The organism is Sulfitobacter sp. KMM 9851 (genome assembly GCF_057178245.1).
Genome location: NZ_CM169991.1, coordinates 2,836,577 through 2,860,482, shown reverse-complemented (window position 1 = coordinate 2,860,482; position 23,906 = coordinate 2,836,577). Strand labels below are relative to the sequence as shown.

24 protein-coding genes, 1 tRNA gene and 2 pseudogenes are annotated in these 23,906 nt (G+C 62.7%); 11 read left to right on the top strand and 16 right to left on the bottom strand.

The window, feature by feature from the left end; translation table 11 throughout:
• Positions 1–34 precede the first annotated feature (34 nt).
• Positions 35–172 (top strand): annotated as a pseudogene (locus tag AC1965_RS14165) (transposase); the annotation flags it as partial.
• 13 nt (positions 173–185) lie between these two features.
• A pseudogene (locus tag AC1965_RS14160) lies at positions 186–437 on the top strand (transposase); the annotation flags it as partial.
• A gap of 168 nt (positions 438–605) precedes the next feature.
• Here the strand turns inward: AC1965_RS14160 and AC1965_RS14155 are convergent.
• The 3 genes from AC1965_RS14155 to AC1965_RS14145 form a co-directional block, all read right to left on the bottom strand.
• Positions 606–1,850 (bottom strand): cation:proton antiporter, encoded by a 1,245-nt coding sequence (locus AC1965_RS14155; RefSeq protein ID WP_483884496.1) that lies wholly within the window; start codon positions 1,848–1,850, stop codon positions 606–608.
• A gap of 90 nt (positions 1,851–1,940) precedes the next feature.
• Complete coding sequence (locus tag AC1965_RS14150; RefSeq protein ID WP_483884495.1) at positions 1,941–2,534, bottom strand: L,D-transpeptidase; 594 nt, start codon at positions 2,532–2,534, stop codon at positions 1,941–1,943.
• Between the two features lie 124 nt (positions 2,535–2,658).
• Entirely contained in the window at positions 2,659–3,807 is a 1,149-nt protein-coding gene (locus AC1965_RS14145) for an alpha-D-ribose 1-methylphosphonate 5-triphosphate diphosphatase (RefSeq protein WP_483884494.1), read from the bottom strand.
• A gap of 47 nt (positions 3,808–3,854) precedes the next feature.
• Between AC1965_RS14145 and AC1965_RS14140 the strand changes: the two genes are divergently transcribed.
• The gene (locus tag AC1965_RS14140; RefSeq protein ID WP_483884493.1) at positions 3,855–4,532 is read left to right on the top strand and encodes a DUF1045 domain-containing protein; all 678 of its coding nucleotides are present in this window, start codon (positions 3,855–3,857) and stop codon (positions 4,530–4,532) included.
• On the opposite strand, the gene phnN is transcribed toward AC1965_RS14140, so the two are convergent.
• Genes phnN through phnG form a run of 7 tightly spaced genes read right to left on the bottom strand, consistent with a single transcriptional unit; the run spans position 4,508 to position 9,523 of the window.
• On the bottom strand, positions 4,508–5,056 hold the full coding sequence (gene phnN, locus AC1965_RS14135) for a phosphonate metabolism protein/1,5-bisphosphokinase (PRPP-forming) PhnN (protein WP_483884492.1): 549 nt from the start codon (positions 5,054–5,056) through the stop codon (positions 4,508–4,510). The genes AC1965_RS14140 and phnN overlap by 25 nt on opposite strands.
• Positions 5,053–5,736, bottom strand: coding sequence for a phosphonate C-P lyase system protein PhnL (phnL, locus tag AC1965_RS14130; RefSeq protein WP_483884491.1), 684 nt, complete (start codon positions 5,734–5,736; stop codon positions 5,053–5,055). Before phnL ends, phnN begins: the two co-directional genes overlap by 4 nt.
• Before the next feature lie 47 nt (positions 5,737–5,783).
• On the bottom strand, positions 5,784–6,554 hold the full coding sequence (gene phnK, locus AC1965_RS14125; protein ID WP_483884490.1) for a phosphonate C-P lyase system protein PhnK: 771 nt from the start codon (positions 6,552–6,554) through the stop codon (positions 5,784–5,786).
• On the bottom strand, positions 6,551–7,420 hold the full coding sequence (locus AC1965_RS14120; RefSeq protein ID WP_483884489.1) for an alpha-D-ribose 1-methylphosphonate 5-phosphate C-P-lyase PhnJ: 870 nt from the start codon (positions 7,418–7,420) through the stop codon (positions 6,551–6,553). The genes phnK and AC1965_RS14120 overlap by 4 nt, the downstream gene beginning before the upstream one ends.
• Positions 7,417–8,505: a carbon-phosphorus lyase complex subunit gene (locus tag AC1965_RS14115; RefSeq protein ID WP_483884488.1), complete on the bottom strand. Its 1,089-nt coding sequence runs from the start codon at positions 8,503–8,505 to the stop codon at positions 7,417–7,419. The genes AC1965_RS14120 and AC1965_RS14115 overlap by 4 nt, the downstream gene beginning before the upstream one ends.
• Entirely contained in the window at positions 8,505–9,065 is a 561-nt protein-coding gene (gene phnH / locus AC1965_RS14110) for a phosphonate C-P lyase system protein PhnH (protein WP_483884487.1), read from the bottom strand. The genes AC1965_RS14115 and phnH overlap by 1 nt, the downstream gene beginning before the upstream one ends.
• Positions 9,065–9,523 carry a phosphonate C-P lyase system protein PhnG gene (gene phnG / locus AC1965_RS14105; protein WP_483884486.1) on the bottom strand — a complete coding sequence of 153 codons (459 nt, stop codon included), beginning with the start codon at positions 9,521–9,523 and terminating at the stop codon, positions 9,065–9,067. The genes phnH and phnG overlap by 1 nt, the downstream gene beginning before the upstream one ends.
• Positions 9,524–9,626: 103 nt before the next feature.
• On the opposite strand from phnG, the gene phnF reads away from it, so the two are divergent.
• The gene (phnF, locus tag AC1965_RS14100) at positions 9,627–10,352 is read left to right on the top strand and encodes a phosphonate metabolism transcriptional regulator PhnF (RefSeq protein ID WP_483884485.1); all 726 of its coding nucleotides are present in this window, start codon (positions 9,627–9,629) and stop codon (positions 10,350–10,352) included.
• 61 nt (positions 10,353–10,413) lie between these two features.
• Complete coding sequence (locus AC1965_RS14095; protein ID WP_483884484.1) at positions 10,414–11,604, top strand: alpha-D-ribose 1-methylphosphonate 5-triphosphate diphosphatase; 1,191 nt, start codon at positions 10,414–10,416, stop codon at positions 11,602–11,604.
• Positions 11,605–11,756: 152 nt separating this feature from the next.
• On the opposite strand, the gene AC1965_RS14090 is transcribed toward AC1965_RS14095, so the two are convergent.
• The 5 genes from AC1965_RS14090 to phnC all read right to left on the bottom strand — a co-directional run bounded on the left by AC1965_RS14090 (position 11,757) and on the right by phnC (position 16,367).
• Positions 11,757–12,383 carry an LbetaH domain-containing protein gene (locus AC1965_RS14090; RefSeq protein ID WP_483884483.1) on the bottom strand — a complete coding sequence of 209 codons (627 nt, stop codon included), beginning with the start codon at positions 12,381–12,383 and terminating at the stop codon, positions 11,757–11,759.
• Positions 12,383–13,672 (bottom strand): phosphonate ABC transporter, permease protein PhnE, encoded by a 1,290-nt coding sequence (gene phnE / locus AC1965_RS14085; protein WP_483884482.1) that lies wholly within the window; start codon positions 13,670–13,672, stop codon positions 12,383–12,385. The genes AC1965_RS14090 and phnE (AC1965_RS14085) overlap by 1 nt, the downstream gene beginning before the upstream one ends.
• On the bottom strand, positions 13,669–14,547 hold the full coding sequence (phnE, locus tag AC1965_RS14080; protein WP_483884481.1) for a phosphonate ABC transporter, permease protein PhnE: 879 nt from the start codon (positions 14,545–14,547) through the stop codon (positions 13,669–13,671). Before phnE (AC1965_RS14080) ends, phnE (AC1965_RS14085) begins: the two co-directional genes overlap by 4 nt.
• Before the next feature lie 74 nt (positions 14,548–14,621).
• Positions 14,622–15,530: a phosphonate ABC transporter substrate-binding protein gene (gene phnD / locus AC1965_RS14075; RefSeq protein WP_483884480.1), complete on the bottom strand. Its 909-nt coding sequence runs from the start codon at positions 15,528–15,530 to the stop codon at positions 14,622–14,624.
• A 42-nt stretch (positions 15,531–15,572) separates the two neighbouring features.
• The gene (gene phnC, locus AC1965_RS14070) at positions 15,573–16,367 is read right to left on the bottom strand and encodes a phosphonate ABC transporter ATP-binding protein (RefSeq protein ID WP_483884479.1); all 795 of its coding nucleotides are present in this window, start codon (positions 16,365–16,367) and stop codon (positions 15,573–15,575) included.
• 222 nt (positions 16,368–16,589) lie between these two features.
• Here phnC and AC1965_RS14065 point away from each other — a divergent pair.
• The 3 genes from AC1965_RS14065 (at position 16,590) to AC1965_RS14055 (ending at position 18,606) form a co-directional block, all read left to right on the top strand.
• Positions 16,590–16,664: transfer RNA gene (locus AC1965_RS14065), tRNA-Asn, on the top strand.
• Between the two features lie 219 nt (positions 16,665–16,883).
• A complete protein-coding gene (locus AC1965_RS14060; protein WP_483884478.1) occupies positions 16,884–17,966 on the top strand; it encodes a class II glutamine amidotransferase in 1,083 nt (360 codons plus the stop codon).
• 52 nt (positions 17,967–18,018) lie between these two features.
• A complete protein-coding gene (locus tag AC1965_RS14055; RefSeq protein ID WP_483884477.1) occupies positions 18,019–18,606 on the top strand; it encodes a poly-gamma-glutamate hydrolase family protein in 588 nt (195 codons plus the stop codon).
• Here the strand turns inward: AC1965_RS14055 and AC1965_RS14050 are convergent.
• Positions 18,595–19,530, bottom strand: coding sequence for a YihY/virulence factor BrkB family protein (locus tag AC1965_RS14050; RefSeq protein ID WP_483884476.1), 936 nt, complete (start codon positions 19,528–19,530; stop codon positions 18,595–18,597). The genes AC1965_RS14055 and AC1965_RS14050 overlap by 12 nt on opposite strands.
• Positions 19,531–19,749: 219 nt before the next feature.
• Here AC1965_RS14050 and AC1965_RS14045 point away from each other — a divergent pair, with 219 nt between their 5' ends.
• The 3 genes from AC1965_RS14045 to AC1965_RS14035 all read left to right on the top strand — a co-directional run bounded on the left by AC1965_RS14045 (position 19,750) and on the right by AC1965_RS14035 (position 23,820).
• On the top strand, positions 19,750–21,399 hold the full coding sequence (locus AC1965_RS14045; RefSeq protein ID WP_483884475.1) for an FAD/NAD(P)-binding protein: 1,650 nt from the start codon (positions 19,750–19,752) through the stop codon (positions 21,397–21,399).
• 139 nt (positions 21,400–21,538) lie between these two features.
• On the top strand, positions 21,539–22,507 hold the full coding sequence (locus tag AC1965_RS14040; RefSeq protein WP_483884474.1) for a glucokinase: 969 nt from the start codon (positions 21,539–21,541) through the stop codon (positions 22,505–22,507).
• 50 nt (positions 22,508–22,557) lie between these two features.
• Positions 22,558–23,820, top strand: coding sequence for a glycerate kinase type-2 family protein (locus AC1965_RS14035; RefSeq protein ID WP_483884473.1), 1,263 nt, complete (start codon positions 22,558–22,560; stop codon positions 23,818–23,820).
• Positions 23,821–23,906: the final 86 nt, after the last annotated feature.

Genomic DNA, 23,906 nt, shown 5'->3' with positions numbered 1-23,906 from the left:
ATGATTCACGAACCCCAATGATTTGGGGGGACAGATGAGCAATCTCTATTGGCTGACAGAGGAGCAAATGGCGCGGCTCCGACCGTTCTCTCCCAAGAGCCGAGGTCGACAACGTGTTGATGCTCGGCGTGTATTGAGCGGGATTATCTTCATCAACCGCAATGGCTTACGCTAGTGCGATGCCCTCTGAACTGATGCTGCGTGCTGAAGACAACGAGCTAACCTACAAGACTTTCCCGCAGGCTCACTGGCGGCAGATCCACTCTATCAAGCCGCTTGAGCGCCTAAACAGAGATATCAAGCGCCGCACCAATGTCGTCGGTATTTTCCCCAACAAGCCAGCCATCAAACGCCTCGTCGGTGCGCTGATGCTGAAGCAGAACGACGAGGCGGCGCTCACACGCCATTATATGACGCTGGAAACCGTCGCCGCCATTTACTTTGAAAATGGTGGCTTTCAGTCGGTTTCGCCTGGTGCGTCACTGACGCGGACCGTACCGCCCCACAGGTTGACGCCTGCCTCAATCCGCAACGCCATGGCACCGCTGCGATCACGCGAAACACCTGTGCCTCTGCCGCTATTTCACCAATACCCGCTCATTGCCCTATGGGTCTTTGATCCGGTCCATCGCCCAGCCGACGCTGAAACCATGCAGGATCGTCGACAGCAAGATGACCAGCGCCACCAACGACCAAAGCTGGCTTTCGTTGGAAAACTCGACATGGCTACCCGCGTAGCACAGGTAATAGATCGAACCGATCCCCCGCACGCCGTAAACTGACACCACCGCCCGGTCACGCTTGGCCATACCTGACCGCCACAGCGCAACCGCCCCCGACAGGGGCCGGATGACAGCGATCAGGGCCAGCGCGATCACCACATGGGTCCAGGTCAGATCGGCAAACAAAAGCGGCATCACCGTGCCCAGTGCAATCAACAGAACCGCCGTCAGCGCGTGTTCGATGGATTCCGAAAAGTCGTGCAGATGGCGGTGGAAATGGTGATCTTGCTCGACCCGCCGCAGGGTCAGGCCCAGTATGGCCACGGCGATAAAGCCGTAGCCCTCGACCAGTTCAGTCGATCCATAACACAGCAGAACCCCCGCCAGTGCGACCACACCTGATCCGGTTTCCGCCAGGATTGATCCTTTGGGCACGGCGAACAGCACATAGCCCAGAGCACGCCCACCGGCCCAGCCCATCGCGACCCCCACCGCGATCCGGTAAAACACGTCGCGCAGCAGCCATTCCCACACCCAAACGTCCGGGGTCAGCCCCTGCGCCGCGATGATGATGCCAAGGTAGACAAAAGGAAACGCCAGCCCGTCGTTCAACCCCGCCTCGGTGGTCAGGGTAAACCGCACCGGGTGTTCCTCGCCTTGCTGCGGCGGGCCGACCTGCACGTCTGCGGCCAAAACCGGATCGGTTGGGGCCAGCACGGCCCCCAGCAGGATCGCACCCGCCAGCGTCAGACCGCCCAGTGCCACGCCCAGCAGGGCCACCGCAAAGATGGTCAGCGGCATGGCAATCGCCAACATCCGCAGCGTTGGCATCCAGCGTCGCCAGGGGCGCAGATCGTCGATCCGCATGCCTGCGCCAAACAGCGCCACGATCACGGTCAATTCGCTGACCAACTCCCAGGGCAGGGGGGTTTCGCGCGGATCAGGCAGGATCGGCAGGTTTGGCACCAACAATGCGGCGCCCGCCCCGAACAGGATCATCAGCGGCGCTGACGCGGGCTCTCGATTGGACACCAGTCGCGGCAGCCACCGCGCCAGAATGACAACGATCCCCACAACGACCAGCGCAATGTGATAGCTGCTCAGCGCAAAAAAAGAGCCTTCAGTCACGGTCGCATCGTTCCTTGTGCAGGGCCTTGGGTGGCCCGTTTGGTCCGCATCATTCTGGTGCCGCGCCCAAGGCGCATAACGCCGCTTGGGTCATGCCAGTGGTTCATACAGTACAACACGTGTGCCCATCGGGATACGGTTGTAAAGGTCGACCATCTGATCGTTTGCCAGCCGGGCACATCCGTTGGACACCCGCTGACCCAGCGTTGCGGGATCATTGGTGCCGTGGATGCGCAAAAAGGTATCACCGCGATCGGGTTGAAACAGGTACAGCGCCCGCGACCCCAGCGGATTTTCCAGCCCGCCCGCCATGCCATCGGCGTGTTTTGCATATAGCTCCGGCTGGCGCTTGATCATGCCCGGCGTGGGGGTCCAGCTGGGCCATTCTTTGCGCGCCCCGACAAAGAACTCGCCCGCCTCGTAAAGACCGGGCCGTCCGACGCCGACAACATAACGCATTGCCGTGTTGTCCGGCAGCGTCCAGTAGAGGGCAAATTCGTCTGGGTCGACATGGATTTCGTAGGGCCGCGCGCCTGCGCCCATTTCGATCGGCACGATCTGCGGCAGCATATGTGGCGGCAGGTCGTAGGATGGGATCGTCCTGGCCGTGCTCGCAGCGGCACCCCCGGCGGCCAGCGCCAGCCCGGATGCTGCAAATGTCGTGATGAAGTCTCTGCGTTTCATGTCACTTCCCCTCATTTTGTAGTCTGTTCGAGGGAGAAACCTATCAATGCCACCTGCGGTTCCAACACAAAGTCCAGATGACCCAACTGTGTTGTCTTTGTACATGATCCGTATCCGGCAGGGGTTAGGCCACGCGATTGCCCATCGCCCAGACCTGCCGCACCACGGGGGCGCCGGCCATAACGTCAAAGGCCACCAGATCAGCCCGCGCGCCGGGCGCAATGCGGCCCCGGTCATCCAGCCCCACATGCTGCGCAGGCGTGGCCGTGACCGTCGCCAGCCCCCGCGCCATATCGCCCCAGATTTCGCCCAGCTGCACCGCGCCCAGCAACAGCGCTGCTGGCACATAATCGGACGACAGGATGTCCAGCCGGTCGATCGCGGCCAGATCTGATGCCGCGACATTGCCCGAATGTGACCCGCCCCGCACCAGATTGGGGGCGCCCATGATCGTGGCAATGCCAACCCCGTGACAGGCCTCTGCCGCCTCAACCGTAGTGGGAAACTCTGCCAGCCGCACACCATGCGCCTGACTGGTCTGCACCTGATCTTTTGTCGTGTCATCGTGGCTGGCCAGCACTGCGCCATAGCGCTGGGCCGCCGCGACCGCCGCCGCCTCGTGCCGTGCGCCCAGCCGCGCCTGCAGGCCGTACAGAAACTCGATGTAGTCGGCAAAGCCCTCGCGCGGCATGCCGTTTTTGCCACAGACGTAATCCTCGAACTTTTGCAGGTCGCGGAACTGGCGCTGCCCCGGCGTGTGATCCATCAGCGACACGATACCGACCTTGTCGTCCGCCCCGAACTCCGCCAACTCCTCTTCCAGCGTCTCCGAACAGACCTCGGCGCGCAGATGGATGTGGTGGCTGATCGCCAGCGCCCCGCTGTCGCGCATCATCAGGATTTCATCCGCCATACTGCGCGCATACCGGCCATACCGCTTTTTGCCCCCGTCCGAGATGATCGACCCGACCCGGATCGCATCGAAAACGGTCGTGATGCCGGTGCCGGCCAATTCACGGTCATGGGCAATGATCGCCGCGCGGTGCGGCCAGTCGACATTTGGCCGCGGCTTCATATGCCGTTCCAGATTGTCGGTATGCAACTCGATCAGGCCCGGCGCCACAAACTGTCCGGCGCAATCCACAGCGCCCTTCGGCACGCCCGCCCCGCTGGCAATATCCGCGATCACCCCGTCGCGCAGCACGATGCTGCCCGTCATCACCGCATCGGGTAGGATCATTTTGGCATTGGCGAGAATGGTTTCTTTTGTCATGTGAACGTCACGCTTGTTGCGCATCCTGGGATGCAGGGGAATTGATCATGAAGTTTGACCGCTACGCCATCTACTACACGCCCGATGGCGCGCTGGCGCAGGCCGGGGCGGCTTGGCTGGGCTGGGATATGACAACGGGCCGACACGTGCCACACCCCGATATGCCTGGGCTGGATGTCGCCACACTTACCGATACCCCGCGCAAATACGGGCTGCACGCCACCATCAAACCGCCCTTCGTGCTGGCAGATGGCGCCCGTGCCGATGATCTGCGCACGGCATTCGATACACTTTGCGCCCGCCTTGCCCCCGTGACGTTGCCGGGGCTGGCACTCACGCCGCTGGGTCGGTTTCTGGCGCTGACTCCGCAAGGCGACACCGCCCGGCTGCGTGATCTTGCCGCCAATGTCGTGCGTGATCTCGACAGCTTCCGCGCCGCCCCGACCGACGCCGACCTTGCCCGCCGCCGACAGGCCAATCTGACACCGCAGCAAGAGGCGAACCTGACCCAATGGGGATACCCCTATGTGATGGACGCCTTCCGCTTTCACATCACCCTGACCGGCCGGATGGACCGCGCGCAACTGGCCCAGGTCACAACGCAGCTTGCGCATTATATCGCGCCGCACCTGCCGCAGCCCTTTTGCGTCGACAGCCTGACACTGGCCGGGCAGGGGCCGGATGGCATGTTCCACGCCCTTCACCGGGCGACCTTGTCGGGATAAAGCCAGGCCCGCGCCCGCGCCACCGCCTGATCCAACGATCCTGAATTATCAATCTGCTGTGCCGTGATTCCGCCGGGCAGCGCATGATCCGCCCGCGCCAGCCGCGCCTTGATCTCTGCGTCATCCTCGCGGCCCCGCGCGCGCAACCGCGCCGCCAGCACCCCAGGGTCGGCCACCAGCTCCAGACAGTCGAACCGCGCAAACCGCAGCTTGGCCTGCCCCAAGACGCCGCGCGACAGATTGGCCAGCACATCGCGCCCCTGCGCCAAGGCCTCATCCACCGCCAATGGAATGCCGTAATGCAACCCATGCGCGGCCCAGCTCAGCGCAAACATGCCATCGGCCTGCATCGCCTCAAACTCGGCCACGTTGATCCCGTCAAAATCTTCGCCCCCCGCTTCGGCAGGCCGCGTGATCACCCGGCGCGCCAGAAACAGCGCAGGCTCGGCGACTTTCAACCCCGCCATCACACTGTCCTTGCCCACACCCGATGGGCCGACCACGGCGATGAACCTGCCCGTCATGCCGCCAATCCGGGGGTAAAGCGGGTGACATCAACCACCCGGTCACAGACCGCATCGCGCGCCGCCTCGTCATGGAATATACCCAGGATCGCGGTGCCGCGCGCCTTGGCCTGCGCAATCAGCCCCAGCACCACGGCACGGTTTTTGGCATCCAGACTGGCCGTTGGCTCATCCAGCAGCAGAACCGGATAGTCATGGGCAAACCCGCGCGCGATATTGACGCGCTGCTGCTCGCCGCCTGAAAACGTCGTCGGGCTTAACTGCCACAACCGTTCGGGGATATTAAGCTGGGCCAGCAGGCCAGCGGCCTTTGCGCGTGCCTCGGCCTCGCCCGCGCCAACCGCGCGCAGCGGCTCTGCTACGACGTCCAGCGTCGGCACCCGTGGGACGACCCGCAGAAACTGGCTGACATAGCCCAACACATGCCGCCGCAGCTCCAGTATCTCGCGCGGCGCGGCGCTGGCGACATCCAGTTCCCCCACCATGATCCGCCCCGAAGCGGTCAGGTAATTGCCGTAGATCATCCGCATCAGCGTTGATTTGCCTGCCCCCGATGCCCCGGTCAGTGCCACACACTCACCGTGGGCCACGCGCAGACTGCCGCCCCGCATCACCTCGATCACGGCGGCCCCCTGATTGTGCAGTGTAAAGGACTTGGAAACGTTTTCGACTTGGATCATGATATTAACTCTTTGTTAACAAATACTTAGGTTTCGCGCGCGAAACCTCAGACGGACAGCACCGAACTAACCAGCAATTGCGTATAGCCATGCTGCGGATCGTCGAGCACCTGATCGGTCAGCCCGGTTTCCACCACATGCCCGTCCTTCATCACCATCAGCCGATCCGCCAACAGCCGCACCACGGCAAGATCATGGGTCACGATGATGGCGCTCAGCCCCATCTCGCGCACCAGCCCGCGCAGCAGGTCCAGCAACCGCGCCTGCACACTGACATCCAGGCCCCCGGTGGGTTCGTCCATGAACACCAATCGCGGCCCGGTCACCAGATTGCGCGCAATCTGCAAGCGTTGCTGCATCCCGCCGGAAAAGGCGCTGGGCCGGTCGTCGATCCGGTCCTCGGCAATTTCGACCCGACCCAGCCAGTCGGTCGCTGCGGCGCGAATATCGCCGTAATGCCGCGCCCCCACGGCCATCAGCCGCTCGCCCACATTGCCGCCCGCACTGACATTCATGCGCAGCCCATCGCGGGCGTGCTGGTGGACAAAGGCCCAATCGGTGCGCGACAGCATCCGGCGTTCCGGCTCGCTCATGCTCACCGTGTCGCGCAGCCCCTCGGCGCGGGTGTCGAAACGCACCGCCCCACGATCAGGCACCAAATGCCCCGCCAACGTGTTCAGCAACGTCGATTTACCCGACCCGCTTTCGCCCACGATCCCCATCACCTCGCCGGGATAGAGATCAAAACTGACATCGGTACAGCCAATCCGCGCGCCATAGGATTTCGCGATGTTTTCAACCTGCAACAGCGGGGTCATGCCGCATCCTCCGTCAGCGGGGCGGCATCCGCGCCGCGATGTCCGGCGGCCTGCCGCCCGGCGCAATAGTCGGTGTCCGAGCACATGAACAGCCGCCCGCCTGCATCATCGACAATCAATTCATCCAGATAACTGTCCTCGGCCCCGCACAGCCCACAAGGGTGGTCCGCCTTGCTGGCTTCAAACGGGTAGTCCTCAAAATCCAAGGACACGACCTGCGTGTAAGGCGGCAGCGCATAAATCCGCTGTTCGCGGCCTGCGCCGAACAGCTGGATCGCGGCCATCTCGAGCTTGGGGTTGTCAAATTTCGGGATCGGTGACGGGTCCATGACATAGCGCCCTTCGACCTTGACCGGATAGGCATAGGCCGTGGCAATCGCGCCGTGCTGGGCGATGTCCTCATACAGTTTCACATGCATCAGCCCGTATTCCTCTAGCTCGTGCATCTTGCGGGTTTCCACCTCCGACGGCTCCAGAAAACGCAGCGGTTCGGGGATCGGCACCTGGTACACCAATACCTGATCGTCGCGCAGCGAAACCTCCGGGATACGGTGCCGCGTCTGGATCACGCTGGCCTGCGCGGTGGCCTCGGTCACCGCCACCCCCGCCGTCTTTTCAAAGAACCGCCGGATAGACACCGCATTGGTTGTGTCATCCGCCCCCTGATCAATAACCTTGAACGTATCATCCGGCGTCAGCACTGCCGCCGACACCTGCACCCCACCCGTGCCCCAACCATAAGGCATCGGCATTTCGCGGCTGGCAAAGGGCACCTGATAGCCCGGTATCGCCAGCCCCTTCAGGATTGCCCGGCGGATCATCCGCTTGGTCTGCTCATCCAGATAGGCAAAATTATAGTCGCTCATTGCGCAGCCTCCTGCACGGAATTGGTCTGCGCCTCGCGACGCAGCTTGCGGATCAATTCCAGTTCTGATTGGAAATCGACGTAATGCGGCAGCTTGATATGCTCCAGAAACCCCGTCGCCTGAATGTTGTCGGCGTGGTACAGCACAAATTCCGCGTCCTGTGCCGGGGCGCCCAAGTTGTCCTCGCCCAGTTCTTCCCAACGCAAGGCCCGGTCGACCAAGGCCATCGAAATCGCCTTGCGCTCTGACATGCCAAAGACCAGGCCATACCCGCGCGTAAACTGCGGCGGTTCGGATTTTGAGCCTTGAAACTGGTTCACCGTTTCACATTCGGTCAGTTCCACCTCGCCGATTTCCACAGCGAACCCCAGTTCGGGAATGTCCATTTCCACCGCCACCTTGCCGATGCGCAATTCAGCGACAAAAGCATGGTTGCGGGCGTACCCGCGCTGCGTCGAATAGGCCATGCCCAGCACAAACCCTTCGTCGCCCCGCGTCAGCGCCTGCAATCGCAGGTCACGCCCGGCAGGCAATTCCAGCGGCTCGCGCGTCAGATCGCGGGGCGTGGTTTCGCGGCGCTCATCCCGTTGCATCAGGTTTTCCCGGTCGAGAAATTCCATGATATGCGGTGTCTTTTCCACGCTTGGCGTGGTTTCCGGGGCGGGCGGAACATCGCCATCGGCGGCCAGTTTGAAGTCAAGCAAGCGGTGCGTGTAATCAAACGTCGGCCCCAAAACCTGCCCACCGGGCGCGTCCTTGAAAGTTGCCGACACGCGGCGATCACAGGCCATGTCGGCGGTTTCCACCGGGCGCGAGGCGCCGAACCGGGGCAGGGTGGTGCGATAGGCGCGGATCAAAAACACCGCCTCAATCAGGTCCCCGCGTGCCTGTTTGATCGCCAGCGCCGCCAGATCAGGATCATAAAGCGACCCTTCGGCCATCACCCGGTTCACCGACAGAGCCAGCTGTTCACGGATCTGCGCCACGCTGAGTTCGGCCACGCCGGTATCGCCGCGCCGTTCCTCGGCCAGCCAGGCATGGGCATTGTCAATCGCCCGCTCGCCGCCTTTTACAGCTACGTACATCAGGTCACCTTTGTGGTTCTGGGCAACGCCGCCAGGCGGTCGCCACAGGTGAAAATAAAATCGAGACCGCGCGGAAACAGCCCCGCGTTGTGCTGAAAAGCCGCCGTTTCAGGCAGCGACAAGGCGGCGCTGTCCTTGATCCCCGGCCCGCGCAAGGTGGCCCCCATAGGCGCCAGCGCGTCCATCTCAACAATCACCGTGGCCGAGCGGTCGGGATAGGCGGCACTGCCCAGCGGCAAGTCCGCCAGCGCCAACGCGCCCCATCCCCCAATCGCAAACTGCGCCTGACCCGCCGCCCCAATCGGCGCCCCGGTGTGAAAGGTGATCCAGTCGCGCAAGTCAGGGGTGTCGAGCCCCGGCGCGAGGTAGATAGGCGTTTCCGGATCACACAGCGTCAGCACCACAACCCCTGCCGCCCGCGACAGAGGGGCAGGCGGCTGCGCCCCCTTCAGGGTCACAATCTGCCCCGGTTTCGCCATGGCGTTCATCACACTGCGAAACGCATAGGCGGCGTCAATGGCGGCATGTTCAAACCCACCTTCTAGTGACAGCGGTTGCATCAGTCTTCTCCTCTGACCATGGTGAAAAAGTCGACCTTGGTCGCCGCTGCCTTGGCGGCGCGGGCCGCGCGACGGGTGGTTTCCAGATCTGACAGCGGGGTCAGTACCGCCGCCTGCACCGCCTCTGCGGCGTCGGTCTGCATCAGGGCATCCACCATTGCCGCTTGCAGCGCCTTGTCACGGCTGCGCCCTTGGACATAGGCATGTCCGTCGGTGCCATCGTCCAGCCGCACAGACGCGCGCGTGACCGACATTTCGCCCAGGTTAAAGGCATCGCCCACGGCCCCCATGCGCCCGCGCACCATGACGCCCCCGATCTCTGGCGCGCGCAGCACCCTATGTGACGGCACCGTGCCATAAGCGGCCCAGAGCCGCGCCAGTTCGTCGCCGGACGCCCGCGCCAGCAGGCCCATCCAGGCCTGCCGTGGGGTCGTCGTTTTTGTGGTTTCCGCGTTCATCTAGACACCTTGCGTATTTGTCTAATATACTATACAACTAGACAAATACTAAATCGAAGTGCTGCATCGGCGCAATCCCCTCAACTGTGAAACTTGTGTGACAATGACCGAAACCGCGACCAAGACCCCGATCTGGAAATCCATCGCCATGTCCCTGACCGCCGAAATTGCGGACAATAAATACCACCCCGGTGACAAGCTGCCGACCGAAGCCAGCCTCGCCACGCGCTTTGGGGTCAACCGCCATACGGTGCGCCGGGCGCTGGGTGAGCTGAGCGAAAATGGGTTGGTTCACAGCCGCCGTGGGGCGGGGGTCTTTGTGGCGCAGACCCCGACGGAGTATCCGATTGGCAAGCGGGTGCGGTTCCATCAGAATCTGCTGGCGGCGGGGCGCGTTCCGGCCAAGGAAATCCTGTCGTTGGAAACCCGCATGGCCAGTGCGCATGAGGCCGAGATGCTGGGCCTCGCCGCGTCGACCCCGGTGCATGTTTACGAAGGCCTGTCATTGTCCGACGGCCAGCCCATCGCCATTTTCCGCAGTACCTTTCCGGCGGCGCCCTTTCCGACCCTGCCCGATGACATCCGCGAAACGAAATCTGTCACAGCGGCGCTGGCGCGGGGCGGGGTGGCCGATTACACCCGTGCGTCCACCCGGCTGACCGCCAAACTGGCAAGCGCCACACAGGCGCTGCACCTGCAAATCCGCGAAGGCGCGCCAATCCTGCGTACGGTGGGTATCAACGTCGATCCCGCCGGGCGGCCGGTTGAATTTGGTCAGACGTGGTTTGCCGGCGACCGGGTGACACTGACACTAAGCGATCAGAGCTGATCTGTCATATCACCGATACATCGCAGCGGTATCACCGGGGGAAAACCCCGAGAGCCGCAACATGTCCAGACCCCTGTCCAATCTGCACCTGATCAATGCCGAAATCCTGCGCGACGGACAGATTGCGCCCGGCGCCATCGCCGTGCACCAGGGCACGCTGACAGATGCCATGCCAAAGGGCGCGCCTTGGGTCGATCTGTCGGGCTATCTGATATTGCCGGGTATTATTGATCTGCACGGCGACGCCTTTGAACACCATATCGCGCCCCGGCCCACCGCGCCGTTCCCGCTGGAGATGGCGCTTGTCGGCACCGATCGCGACGCGGCAGCCAACGGGGTGACCACCGCATGGATGGCGCAAAGCTGGTCATGGGAAGGCGGCCAGCGCAGCCCGGAATTTGCCCGCGCCTTTCTGGAGGCACACCGATTGTACCAGCCGCAAATGCTGACCGATCTGCGTGTCCAACTGCGGGTCGAGACCCATACGATCAGCAGCCGCGATGCGCTGATCGACGCGGTGGCGATCTACGGCGTGGGCTATGTCATCTTTAACAACCACCTCGACGAAACTGTCGCCATGGCCGCCCGCAACCCAGACCGGCTTGCGGCATGGGCCGCGCGCGCGGGGCAAAGCGTGGATGAGTTCATGGCGGTGGTGCAGGCCGCCAAGGCGCGCAGCCGCGAAGTGCCGCGCTACCTATGCACGCTTGCGCATGAATTCGATCGGCTGGGCGTGAAATTCGGCAGCCATGACGACGCTGATGCCAACACCCGCGAACGGTTTTCGATGATCGGCGCGCGCGTCTGTGAATTCCCAACCGGCAAGGCGGCGGCAGCGGCGGCGAAATCATGGGATGACCCGGTGTTGATGGGTGCGCCCAACGTGGTGCGCGGCGGCTCGCAATCGGGCAATATCGCGGCCACTGCGCTGATCCGTGCAGGGCTTTGCACCGCCCTTGTGTCGGACTACCACTATCCCACGCTGCACAAGGCAGCGTTCCGATTGGCCGACGCGGGCGTAATGGATCTGGCCACGGCCTGGGGCCTGATCTCGACCGCACCGGCGCAGATTATGGGGCTGGCGGACCGGGGCAGTATCGCCACCGGAAAACGTGCCGACCTGACCATCATCAACCGCCGCAGCCGCATGATCGAAGGCACGATGGCAGGCGGGCGTTGGTCGCATCTTGCCGGGGAACTCGCTCAGCGCCTGTCTGACGCGCCCCGCCGCCACTCCCTCGCTGCCGAATAGCCCGGCGCCGCGGCGTCGCTTTTCTTTTTGGTTGTAAATATTCCTGGGGGTTTGGGGGCAAAGCCCCCATTTGAAGCCAGTGGTTTGGGGGCAAAGCCCCCATTGGACGTCACTTGGTTTGGTGCCAAAGCCGCCGATAACGAACGGCACGCCTAGCCGGCGCACCCCTCGTATTTCTCCAAAAAGGCTTCGGCCTTGAGCCCGCGAAAGTCGTCCAATGCAGCGCGCAGCTGCGCGTGGGGCCAATCCCACCACGCCAGATCAACCATCCGCGCGGCCAGCGCGTCGGAAAAGCGCGCGCGCAGGGGGGCGGCGGGGATGCCCGCCACGATCATATAGGGGGCGACATCGCGGGTCACGATGGCGCCACCCGCCACCACGGCACCGTGGCCGATCGTCACGTCGGGCCGCACCTGCGCGCCATGGCCGATCCAGGTGTCGTGGCCGATCACCGCGCGGCGGCTTCGGCGCTGGGCAAACCAGTTGTCATCGTTCCCGGCATCGTCGAAATAATCTGCCGCGCGGTAGTGAAAGTGGTGCAGGCTGGCCTTGTCCATGGGGTGATCCGTGGCCCCGATGCGCACGGCGCTGGCGATGTTGGAAAACCTGCCGACCTCGGCATTTGCGATGTCACACAGCCGGTCGCAATAGGAATAATCCCCGACCACCGAATGCGCCAGCCGCGTGCCGCGACCGATCTCGACATAGCTGCCAAACGTCGTATCCGTGACATCGCAATCGGGGTGGATAAAGGGCGCATCGGCCCGCAGCCGTGCCATCAGTGTCCGCCCTCGCTGCCTGCGATCAGCTTGCGACGCAGCCAGCCCGACAGGCTGTCCATTGCAAACACCATGAGGATGATCAGGATGATGTAATAGCTCACCTCTTCCCAGTCCTTCTGGGTGATGATCGCCTGGGTCAGCAACAGCCCAATACCCCCGCCGGTGATCGCTCCGATGATGGTGGCCGATCGGGTGTTGGATTCAAGGTAATACAGCACCTGGCTCAATAGCACCGGGGTGATCTGCGGGAGTACGCCAAAGCGGTAGCGTTGCAGCGGTTTTGCCCCGGTGGACGCGATACCTTCGATTTGTTTGTCATCGACATTTTCCAAGGCTTCGGAAAAGATTTTGCCAAAGGTGCCGGTGTCCGTCAGCAAGATCGCCAGGGACCCGGTCAGCGGGCCGGGGCCAAAGGCGCGTGATAGCACGATCGTCCAGATCAACCCGTCGACCCCGCGCAGGAAATCGAACAACCGCCGTGCGGCAAAGCGCAGGCCCCCCAGTGGGGAAAAGTTGCGCGCGGCCAGAAATCCCAGCGGCAGCGCGATAACTGCTGCGCCAAAGGTGCCCAAGAATGCCATCAGCACCGTTTCCACCAGCGCCCAGGCCACATCACCGTGCCGCCAGATTTTGTTGGTCCAAAATGCCTGCCAGATCGCGGCGTAGTCGCCCGACCGCAGCAACTCCAGCGCCGACAAGCCGTAAAACGGGCTGTCGAGAGTGAAAAAGAACAGTTCCCAGCCCACGAAATAGCGAAACACTTCGGTACGGTTTCGGGTGATGGTCAGGCGCCCGGCGTCAGTGGTCACGGTAAGGCGGTTTTTCGACGCGTTGATCCAATCGGGCAGCGGGCCGTCCGGCAGCGTGGCGTTCGCGCCGCCTGCGCCGGGGGTGGCAGTGATCAGCCCATAGCCCGGCACATCATAGCGGACATCTGTGCCCAGCTCGATCACATGCCCGTCGCCAAGGTCGACACGGGTGGTGGTGCCGGGGGTGACCCAGTCAGGATGAGTGCCGTTTTCATAGCGGCCTTTGCGCTCGCCTTCGATGGCGATCTCGATCTCGCCATTGCGGTTGTCGCGCACAACGTGGGTCTTGTAGCTATAACTGTCGGAAACGAGCGTCTGCATGTTCTTGACACTGACGCGGTCCGCCAGCCCCATGACGTCGAACGACGCAAGGACATAGCCCAGATAAAGGACGATCAGAAAAGGCACGGCAAAGCCGGTCAGTTGTTTACGGCGGAACGCGCGCGCGGTGCCGAGGGTAAGGGTCTGCGTTGTCACAGGATTGCTCCTTTGTCCTTGAAGGCGCGGCCGTGGGTCAGCCGATTGCGAAAGTGGCTTGATACCTGATCGACCAGAATGATCGTGGCAAAGAGCAGCAGGAAAATCGCCGCCGCCTCATCAAACTTGCCCTGACCCCAAGACATCGTGTTGCGCAGGTCATACCCGATGCCACCGGCCCCGACGAAGCCGAGGATGGCGGAGGCGCGGATGTTGATTTCAAACCGCAACAGGGCATAGGACAGGTAATTCGGGGCGACCTGTGGCACCACGCCCAGCGTCATGCGCTGGAACCACGACGCACCCACCGATTCCAACCCCTCGACAGGTTTGAGAGAGGCGTTTTCGTTCACTTCGGAAAACAGTTTTCCCAGCGCGCCGACGGTGTGCAGGGCAATCGCGATCATCGCAGGCACCGGGCCACCGCCAAGCAGGAAAATCAGCACCAGCGCGATCACGATCTCGGGCACGGCGCGCAATACATCAAGCAACCGGCGCATCGGTGCTACGATCCAGGCGGCAGGGGCCAGGCCGCGCGTCGCCAGCAGGGCCGCGAAAAACGCGCAGATCGTGCCGATCAGGGTTGCCGCCCCGGCGATATTGACGGTCTCGACCAGCGACGGCAGATAGGTGACGAAATAGCCGGGCAACAAATGCGCGCGCGCCCAAGCTTCGCCCACCACGTCACCGGGGAAGTCAAAGATATTGGGGAGCCCGTTCCAGAACCCGCCCGCATTGCGCGCATCGGCGGCGCCGAACCCGGCAATCAGCAGCGCGACAAAGACGATCAGCAGGATCAGGTTTAGCACCCGTTTCTGCCGGGCTTGGGCAAGGTAATCCGCCGCGATACCGGGTGCTGTGGTTGGATGGTGCATGTGTCTGTCCCCCGTTGTGAAAACAGGCCCCGACAAGGATTTGCCGGGGCCTGCCAAACTGTGTGATCGTGCGATCAGTTGGATTTTGCCTTGCGCGCCTCGACGATCGACACATAGGCGTCATGAGTGATCGGATCAAAGCCGAGGCTTTCGCCCGCAGCGACGCCATAGGCGCAGTCGGGATCGTTTTCATACAAGGTATCGACCAGTTCGGTCATCGTGGCCTTGACGTCAGCAGGCAGATCCTTGCGCAGCACAACCGGGCCTTCGGGGATCGGCTTGGACCGCCAGATTTCGACCAGATCGTTCATATCGACCAGACCCGCATCCACCGCCTTGCGCAGCGCGCCCGAGTTATAGCCGTCTTCCCAGTTGCCTTGGCCATCGGCCCATGTCACGCCGCCGTTCACGTCGCCGTTGTTGACCGCCACGATGGTCTGCTCATGACCACCGGTGAATTTGACCTCGCCAAAGTAGTCGCCCGATTCCATGCCAGCACCCGTAGTCTGGGGGATTTCGATGGAAGGGATGAGGAAGCCGGAGGTCGAGTTGGGATCGCCAAAGCCGAAAACCTTGCCCTTCATGTCTTCGAGCGACGTGATCCCTGCGTCCTTGCGGGCAAAACCGATGGAGTGGTAGCCGTAAGAGCCATCAAGGTTGATCTTGACCAGCACCGGTTCAACCGCCTGTGGGTCTTGCAGGTAGACGGCGGCATATCCTGACGCGCCCATCCACGCCATATCGAGCGTGCCGCCCAACAGGCCCTGGATCACGCCATTGTAGTCGGCAGGGGCAAAGAGCTTGACCGGGACGCCCAGCTTTTCCTCAGTATCGAGGCGCAGGCATTCATAGGAATTCATCCGGTCCTGAGCGTTTTCGCCGCCCAGAATGCCGATGCGGAATTCGGTGATGGCTGTGGTGTCGGCGCAGGCCGCACCCGTCAGGGCGGTGGTTGCCAATGCGGCAGCAATCAGGTTCTTCATGGGGTTCTCCGGTTTGAAAAGGCCCGCAAATACGGGCAGGGGTCAGGCTGGGATCTTGTCCAGCGTCTCGATCTCGGTAGAGGTGGCGGCTTCGGAAAAGCTGGCATCTGCACCGTAGATTTCGCGCGCCATGGCTGTGGTTAGCTGCTCTGGCAGGCCGTCAAAGACGATCCGGCCATCGCGCATACCCACCACGCGGTCGCAATAGCGGCGCGCGGTGTCCAGCGTGTGCAGGTTGGCGATGATGGTGCGCCCGTCCTCTTCGTGGATACGGCGCAGCGATTGCATCACCACCTGGGCGTTCATGGGGTCAAGGCTGGCGATGGGTTCATCGGCCAGAATGATCTTGGGGTCCTGCATCAGGGCGCGGGCAATCGCAACACGCTGCTGCTGGCCCCCCGACAGCGCTTCGGCCCGCTTTGGGGCATGAGCGGCGATGCCCAAACGGTCGAGGATTTCGATGGCGCGGACGATATCGGCATCAGGATAGAGGTTGAACATCGTGCGCAGGGTCGAGCGGCGGTTCAGCGTGCCGTGCAGCACGTTGGAAACCACATCCATGCGCGGCACCAGGTTGAATTGCTGAAAGATCATCGCGCATTGCGATTGCCAGTTCCGCTTTGCCGCCCCACGCAGCGCCGTGACATCCTGCCCCTCAAAGGTGATTTGCCCCGAGGTCGCATCGGTCAGCCGGTTGAGCATCCGCAGCAAGGTGGATTTACCCGCCCCGGACCGCCCGATGATCCCGATCATCTGGGGTTTGTCGACATTCAGATTGGCACGCGCCACCGCCGTATTGGCGCCGAAAGTTTTGGTCAGATCAGTGATAACGAGCATATGTCCCCCGGATTTCGGGCGACCTATCGCAGGGGCGAATGTCAGGAATGTTGAGGATTGGCGAAGGTTTTGTAACAGGGTCCTAGGCCCCAGCCGACCGGTGCGCGGCACCCCGTCGCGAATTTTTTGCATACTTGGGTCGGATAGCACTTGCACTACCCGGATGCCCCACGCTAAAGAGCGCGTGTTCGAGGGCATGGCCCACGGGCGGACAAAAGGCATTCCGGCGTAGCTCAGCGGTAGAGCAGTTGACTGTTAATCAATTGGTCGTAGGTTCGATCCCTACCGCCGGAGCCAATTTTCCCACATCGCACCGAACCTGACGCGCGGCACGATTGTCGTTGCCGGGCGGTGTTCGGCTTATGTTGCCCCACAGCCAATGCATCTGTTTTTTACGTTTTTCGAAACGAAAACGCACCATGAACGCGCGCTCTGCTTTGCTTGCGTGGCGCGCGAATTGCAGGGTCGCCGTTGTCTTGGCCATGCGCCGCACTAGGTGCAGCACGATGAAAACGCATGAAACAATCAACACGTGGCCAGGCATCGCCGCTGACCGCGCTGGGCGCCGTCTGGGCTGCGCGCCAGCGGTCTCGCGCGTGGTTGATGACCGGTTTTCGCCTGCGTGTAACTGAAAAGTTAGGAAAATATATGTGCCGCGTCCTTGCCTATATCGGGCCAGAAATTCCGCTCGAAAGCCTGCTTCTTGCGCCAGAAAACAGCCTGATCAACCAGAGCCTGGACCCCGAGTTGCACCCGCTTTTGCAACTGGCTGGCTGGGGCTTTGGTGCCTGGAGCGCGCATCTGCTAAAGCCCGAAGAGCCGTTATTGTATCACCGCCCGATGGGCGCCTTTTACGACGACAACGCTGATAGCATTATCCCAAGCCTTCAGTGCAGCACCATGCTCGCCCATGTCAGGGCCGCTGCCTATAATTCGCGCACCGTGCTGGCGGATGAAAACTGTCACCCGTTTTGCTATGACGAAACCCCTTGGATCATCGCGCAGAATGGGGCCTTGCCGAGCTGGCGCATTCTGCAACGCGAACTTCTGGTGCATTGCGAGGACCGATATCTGAAGCAGATGCGCGGCACCACGGATACGGAATTCCTGTATGTGCTGTTGCTCTCATTGCTGGAGGGTGACAGCGATGCGCAGGTCAAGGCCGGGTTCGAGAAGCTGTTGCAGGTCATCCTGCAAGCGATGAAAAAGCTTGATCTGGTCGAGCTGACCAAGCTCAAGATCGCACTGGTCGCGCCGAACCGGATCATCGGGGTCAATTATGGTGCCGGACACAAGGGCGAGACACACCCCAAAGGCGACTGGAAAGAGCTGCGTAAATCCGCCTCGGACAGTGACGACTATGCCCTGTCGATGCTGCTGGAGCCGATGTATCTGCTGACGGGTACGAATTTTCAGGACCATGAAAATTCCTACAAGGTCGATGCGACCCCCGAAGGCGAAGCGACCTCGGCCATTTTTGCCTCAGAACCCCTGACCGACGACGGCGATGCCTGGCTGAACATCGCATTCGGCGAGATTGTGGCGCTTGAGCGTAAGGGCGATAAAATTTCCAAAACGATTAGCAAGCTGGACGTTTGAGCGCAGGATCAGCGGGCAAGGGGCGTGGCACTTTCGCAAGGACGAGGTTTTAATGGCGGATCGGTATGACAGCTTTGCCAAACTCGGCGCTGCGATGCGGGCAGAGGTCGATTACCGCATCCGCTGTGTGGATCGCGGCACGCCCGTGGTCGTCCTTGCCCCGCACGGCGGCACGATCGAGCCTGAAACCGCGCAGATTGCAGAGGCGATTGCGGGGGAGCTGTTTTCTTTCTACGCCTTCGAGGCGTTGATTCCCGGGGTACACGGCGACTTTCACATCACGTCACACCGGTTTGATGAACCGCAGGCGCTTGACCTCATCAGGCGCTCCCGCAGGGCGGTTGCGGTGCACGGACGCAAAGATGACGGCCGTGACACGGTGTGGTTGGGGGGCCGCGCGACTGCGATGCGCGATGCCATCGGACAGGCGTTGCGCGATGCGGGGTTTGCGGCCGACCGCAACACGGCGCTGCCCGGTGTACATCAGACGAACATCTGCAATCGGACATCTTCGGGCGCGGGCGTGCAGCTTGAACTGCCACGCAGCCTGCGCCGCAATCTGGCGGATAATGCGGATATCATGACCCGTTTTTGCTGCGCGGTCCGCGACGGTATCTGCGGTGAGGGATCACTCGCTTAGCACTTTTGCCAGACGTCTGATCCTCATCGCCCTGTTCAGCTCTCCGCCAAAGATCAGCACCAGCGCGGCGAGATACATGAAATAAAGCGCCGCGATTATCCCTGCCATGCCTGCGTAATAGCTCGCGTAGGTGCCGAAACTGCGCAGGTAGTAGGAAAAGACCGCAGCGAGCAACGTCCAGGCCGCTGCCGTGACGGCCACCCCGGGCCAGATGTTGGAAAACAGCGTCCGGCGTGCAGGCAGCAAAACATGCGCGGCAAACAGCGCCACCACCAGAATCACCGCCGAAACAGGAAAGCGAACAAGGCCCATCGTGACCGAGGCAGGATCAAACCCCGGCACCAATGTATGGAGCCATGACCCGGCGCGTGGGGCCAGCACCAAGAGGTAGCTGACCAGCACCAAGATCAGACTGGCAAGGACAACCATCGCGATTTGAACCCCCAGCAGCACGACCGCAGACCGGGTTTCGCGGATGCCGTAGGCGCGGTTCAGCCCCACGCGCAGCCCGTCGACCCCGCCAACCGCAAACCAGATCGTCATCAGGATACCGGCGCTCAGAACATCACCACGCGGCACCGTCATCACCTTTTGCACTTCGGACACGATGGGTTCGATCAGCGCGGGCGGCACGATCGCGATCAGAAAGGTCACAAGGTCGTCGGCCATCGCCCGGTCCCCGATGAAAGCCGTCAGCGAGCTGGTAAAGATCAGAAACGGAAAGATTGCCAGCAGCGCCCGAAACGCCACGTTGCCCGCCAGCCCAAAGGCGTCGTCGCTCCAAAGTCTCAGGATCGCCTCCTTGAGAACGGCACGCCCGGCGCGCCATCCCGTGCCGTGGAACAACTCGTCAGGGTCCGCCGTGACAACCCCATGGGTCATCACGACCTCGTTCCTCTGCTCCGGCCCTCGCTTGGCTTTCATTTTTGCGCCTGCCCACAATTGTTGTTCATCCGCACCAAGGCGTCCGACCTTGGTCAAGAATATCCCTGCCACGTTCACGACACCATAGCGCAGCCAATGGGCACGGCAAATCGTCGGGGCGGGGGCACCCTTGGTTATCAACGCGCTGACCCGGCTTGGGGTTGCAACGCGGCAAGCTATCTACGAACACTAGTGTGCAAGACAGCGGAGTCTTACTGCATGCACGAGGTCGGTATGGGCGAACAGGTGACAAAACTCGCGGTCATCGGCCTTGGGCCGCGCGGCGTCGGTGCGCTTGAGGCCTTGGCCGAACGGATGCTGCATGATCCGCAAACCCTGACGATTGACGTGTTTGACCCGTCGCAAGACCCCGGTGCCGGCCCGAATTTTCAGCCCGACGAAAGCCCGTTGTGCCTGCTGAATATCCCGATGCGTGACATCGACATCCGCCCGCCGTCCTTTTCAAGCTGTGGTCGCTTTGGCGATTGGCTGGACCGTCCGCCGCCGCAAGACAGTTTTCCCACCCGCGCTGATCTGGGCCGTTATCTTGAGGCGCGGCTGAGCGATTTGATGGCGCTGGATGCGCTGCCGATCACCTGCCATGCCACGACAGTCACCCTGATCAGGCCGTGCACCACGGGGTGGGAATTGCGGGTCGCGGACCGCTGGCTTGGACCCTACCACGAGGTGCTGTTGACGCTGGGCCAGCCCGAAACAGAGCCCGACGATCAACTGGCCGAATGGCAGGCACATGTGCAGCAGGTATCGGCGACGCTGGCCCAGGCCTATCCGGCACGCGTGTTGGAGCGGCAGGCGTCGGCATGGTCCCGCAAAAGGGTCTCTATCCGGGGGCTAGGCTTGTCAGCGTATGATGTCTACCGCGCCCTTACCACGGCACAGGGAGGGGTTTTCGAGGGCGACAGCTATCGGCCATCGGGGCGCGAGCCGGAAAAGGTCATTGCATTCTCGCTGGACGGTCACGCGCCTTTTCCCAAGCCGGAGACCACCCATCTTGATGCCGTGTTCGACCCGCTACCGAGTGAGACCAAAGCATTCGCCGCAGCACTGGACCTGGCCGTGGGCGCAGACCCCGAACGTGCGGCGCGCCTGATCAATCAAATCCTGGCCGAGACCGTCGCGCGTGTGCTGACCGATGCATTGGTCGCCACCCAGTCGGCGCAGGTTTCAGACTGGCTGCAAATCGAATGGCAGGCTCCGGCCACGCAGGAATCCGGCAGCGCCCATGACATCCTTCAGCGGGGTATCGCGCTGGCCGAGGGGGCCAGCCCGCCAACCGTGGGCTATGCAACGGGTCAGGTCTGGCGCAAATGGCAAGATACCTTTCGTGCTCATTTCAACCCTGCGGATGTCGGGGCGGATACGGCGAAGGCGATTGTCGGCTTTGACGAGGGGCTGAAGCGCTATTCCTACGGGCCGCCCCTTGCGTCGGCACGCGAAATGCGCGCCCTTGTGGCCGCCGGTGTGATCGACTTGACCTTCGCCGCGGACCCAAAGATTGCCACCGCCCCGGGTGGCTGGACATTGAAGAAAGACGCGCATGACATCACGGTATCGGTGATGATCGACGCGGTGCTGCCATCGCCGCAGCTTTCGCAGATCGTGCCACCGCTGCTGCCCGACCTGATGCAGCGTGGGATATTGCACCCCGTAAGTGATGGATTGGCGGCTCATACGGCGCAGGATGGTCAGGTGGTGAATGCGCAGGGGCAGGCCGCGCCGGGGCTGTGCCTTTTGGGTCGGCTGGCGCTGGGCAGCGTTGTCGCGGTCGATTCTCTGCACGATTGTTTTGGCGAAGCAACGCAGCGATGGGCGGCAGGGGTGGTGGATCGGATCAACCACCGCACGTAAGGGCGCGCCGCCGTCCTGCGGGTGTTATCCGTGACACGAAGCGTCGCAATCTGATTGACGCTACCCAAAAATGCGTTGACCCTGCCGCGCGGCGGGCAGACGGACAGGCGGGCAGACGGCACGCCAAGGGGGCAGGCGTATGTGGTATCTGGTGGGGGATGTCGGCGGGACCAACATGCGGCTCGCTGCCGTGGATGCGGATGGCATGATCACGGCGCGGCAGAGCCAGACCACCACGGGCGGCGATAGCCTGCGCCAAGTCTGTGCCGCCTTTTGTCAGACACAAGCGAGCGCGCCCAGTGGTGTCGCAATCGCCGCCGCCGGGGTGGTGACCAACGGGCGCGTGACGCTGACCAACGCGGCGCAGGGCGTCTGCAAAGCCGACCTGACAGCGGCCTGCGCCTGCGCCGACGTCCATATCATCAATGACTTCGAAGCCGCCGCATGGTCGCTTGCCACGCTGGACGAGGCCGATGTGCGGTTCTTGCAGGGCGGGCCGCACCTGCAACCGGGGCCACGGGTGATCATAGGGCCGGGCACCGGCCTGGGGGTCGGGGCGATGGTCTGGCGGCAGGGCACTCCGCAGGCCGTGCCGGGCGAGGGCGGCCATATGCGCCTGACGCCGCACAGCGCCGCCGAATGTGCCTATTTCGAAAAGTTGATTACGCTGTGGCCCGAGGTGCAGATGGGCAAGGCCCTCGCGGTCGAGGCCGAAGCGATCCTGTCGGGCACTGGTCTGCCGCTGTGGTACCGCGCCATTGCCCGCGCCGATGGGGTCGAGGCCATGCTGACGGACGCAGCCGCGGTCTTTGCCGCCGCGCGCGGGGGCAAAGACCCCCATGCCCGCACCGCGATTGGACTGTTTTCGCAGTATCTGGCCGGGTTTGTCGGCGATATCGCGATGCTGGTGGGCGCGCGGGGCGGGGTGTTTTTGACCGGCGGCGTGGCGCTGTCGAACCCTTGGATATTCGACGCGGCATTTTTGGCCAGTTTCAACGCCGGGGGACGGCACAGCGCCTGGCGTGCACAGGTGCCGCTCTGTCTCTATCAGAACCGCGATTTCGGGCTGCTGGGTGCGCGGAATTTTCTGATGGCGCGCACCGGTTGACTTGGCGGGCCACGCGGTGAAGATCGTGCAGCCTGACAGAGGAGCCTTCCATGACACCGAAACAGCAATTTCTGGCCGATCTGTTCCACGCCGCTGTGGCTGCGGCCGACCCGGTCAAGATTTTGGCCGACGCGCTGCCGCCGCCGCCAAAAGGGCGCACGGTGGTCGTGGGCGCAGGCAAGGGGGCGGCACAGCTTGCACAGGCGTTTGAGGCGCGCTGGCAGGGGGGCTATAGCGGTGTGGTGGTCACGCGTTATGGTTACGGCGCGCCCTGCAAGGTGATCAAAGTGATGGAGGCGGCACATCCGGTGCCAGATGCCGCAGGTGTGGCCGCCGCCGAGGCCCTGATGGCGGCGGTCACCGGGCTTGGCCCCGACGATCTGGTCATTGCACTGATCTGCGGCGGTGGGTCATCGCTGCTGCCCGCGCCGCCCGACGGGCTGGAATTGGGTGACATCCAGGCGCTCAACACCGCGCTGCTGGCCTCTGGCGCGCCGATTTCGGTGATGAATGACATTCGCAAGCAGTTCAGTCGGATCAACGGCGGGCGTCTGGCCGAAATGGCCGCCCCGGCGCAGGTGGTCAGCCTTGTTGTGTCAGATGTGCCCGGCGACGATCCCGGCGCCGTGGCCTCTGGCCCGACGGTGCCGGGGCGGTGCAGCGCGGCAAAGGTCCGCGCCGACATCGCGGCGCGCGGGATCATGCTGCCGGAGGTCTGCATGGCCTATCTTGATGGTCTGAATGATGCAGGCACAGCGAGCAAAAGCGACTGCGCCCGGACCCGTATCATCGCCTCTGCCGGGCTGTCGCTGGCGGCAGCGGCCAAGGCGGCGCAGGCCCGCGGCGTGAACGCCTGGGTGCTGTCCGATGCGATCGAGGGCGAGGCGCGGGATGTGGCCATTGTCCACGCCGCGTTGGCGCGTCAGGCGCAGTCCAGCGGGTTTCCCCACCCCGCGCCACTGGTGCTGTTGTCGGGGGGCGAAACCACGGTGACCCTGCGCAACAAAGGGCGCGGCGGGCGTAACAGCGAATTTGCCCTGTCGTTGGCGCTGGCACTAGAGGGACAGGCGGGGATCACGGCGCTGGCGGCGGATACGGATGGCATTGATGGGTCCGAAGACAACGCCGGGGCATTTGTTGATGGGGATACCGGGGTGGCGATGCGTCGTGCCGGGCTTGACCCGCTGCAAATGTTGCAGCGCAATGATGCATTTGGGGCGTTCGACGGAATTAATGGGTTGTTTAACACCGGGCCTACAGGGACCAATGTAAATGACTTCCGCGCGATTTTGATTGGGGATTTACCCGGATAGCGCCGCGTTCGCGGCTGGCCGCTGGGGGGGACACCCCCCCAGACCCCCGTGGAATATGATGACCAAAAAGAGAGAAGAGCAGCGTG

Bases quoted from the DNA above. Each gene is read 5' to 3' on its own strand.
- AC1965_RS14150 (WP_483884495.1), bottom strand. From the start codon at position 2,534: ATGAAACGCAGAGACTTCATCACGACATTTGCAGCATCCGGGCTGGCG.
- AC1965_RS14145 (WP_483884494.1), bottom strand. From the start codon at position 3,807: ATGACAAAAGAAACCATTCTCGCCAATGCCAAAATGATCCTACCCGAT.
- AC1965_RS14140 (WP_483884493.1), top strand. From the start codon at position 3,855: ATGAAGTTTGACCGCTACGCCATCTACTACACGCCCGATGGCGCGCTG.
- phnN (WP_483884492.1), bottom strand. From the start codon at position 5,056: ATGACGGGCAGGTTCATCGCCGTGGTCGGCCCATCGGGTGTGGGCAAG.
- phnL (WP_483884491.1), bottom strand. From the start codon at position 5,736: ATGATCCAAGTCGAAAACGTTTCCAAGTCCTTTACACTGCACAATCAG.
- phnK (WP_483884490.1), bottom strand. From the start codon at position 6,554: ATGACCCCGCTGTTGCAGGTTGAAAACATCGCGAAATCCTATGGCGCG.
- AC1965_RS14120 (WP_483884489.1), bottom strand. From the start codon at position 7,420: ATGAGCGACTATAATTTTGCCTATCTGGATGAGCAGACCAAGCGGATG.
- AC1965_RS14115 (WP_483884488.1), bottom strand. From the start codon at position 8,505: ATGTACGTAGCTGTAAAAGGCGGCGAGCGGGCGATTGACAATGCCCAT.
- phnH (WP_483884487.1), bottom strand. From the start codon at position 9,065: ATGCAACCGCTGTCACTAGAAGGTGGGTTTGAACATGCCGCCATTGAC.
- phnG (WP_483884486.1), bottom strand. From the start codon at position 9,523: ATGAACGCGGAAACCACAAAAACGACGACCCCACGGCAGGCCTGGATG.
- phnF (WP_483884485.1), top strand. From the start codon at position 9,627: ATGACCGAAACCGCGACCAAGACCCCGATCTGGAAATCCATCGCCATG.
- AC1965_RS14095 (WP_483884484.1), top strand. From the start codon at position 10,414: ATGTCCAGACCCCTGTCCAATCTGCACCTGATCAATGCCGAAATCCTG.
- AC1965_RS14090 (WP_483884483.1), bottom strand. From the start codon at position 12,383: ATGGCACGGCTGCGGGCCGATGCGCCCTTTATCCACCCCGATTGCGAT.
- phnE (WP_483884481.1), bottom strand. From the start codon at position 14,547: ATGCACCATCCAACCACAGCACCCGGTATCGCGGCGGATTACCTTGCC.
- phnD (WP_483884480.1), bottom strand. From the start codon at position 15,530: ATGAAGAACCTGATTGCTGCCGCATTGGCAACCACCGCCCTGACGGGT.
- phnC (WP_483884479.1), bottom strand. From the start codon at position 16,367: ATGCTCGTTATCACTGATCTGACCAAAACTTTCGGCGCCAATACGGCG.
- AC1965_RS14060 (WP_483884478.1), top strand. From the start codon at position 16,884: ATGAAACAATCAACACGTGGCCAGGCATCGCCGCTGACCGCGCTGGGC.
- AC1965_RS14055 (WP_483884477.1), top strand. From the start codon at position 18,019: ATGGCGGATCGGTATGACAGCTTTGCCAAACTCGGCGCTGCGATGCGG.
- AC1965_RS14050 (WP_483884476.1), bottom strand. From the start codon at position 19,530: ATGAAAGCCAAGCGAGGGCCGGAGCAGAGGAACGAGGTCGTGATGACC.
- AC1965_RS14045 (WP_483884475.1), top strand. From the start codon at position 19,750: ATGCACGAGGTCGGTATGGGCGAACAGGTGACAAAACTCGCGGTCATC.
- AC1965_RS14040 (WP_483884474.1), top strand. From the start codon at position 21,539: ATGTGGTATCTGGTGGGGGATGTCGGCGGGACCAACATGCGGCTCGCT.
- AC1965_RS14035 (WP_483884473.1), top strand. From the start codon at position 22,558: ATGACACCGAAACAGCAATTTCTGGCCGATCTGTTCCACGCCGCTGTG.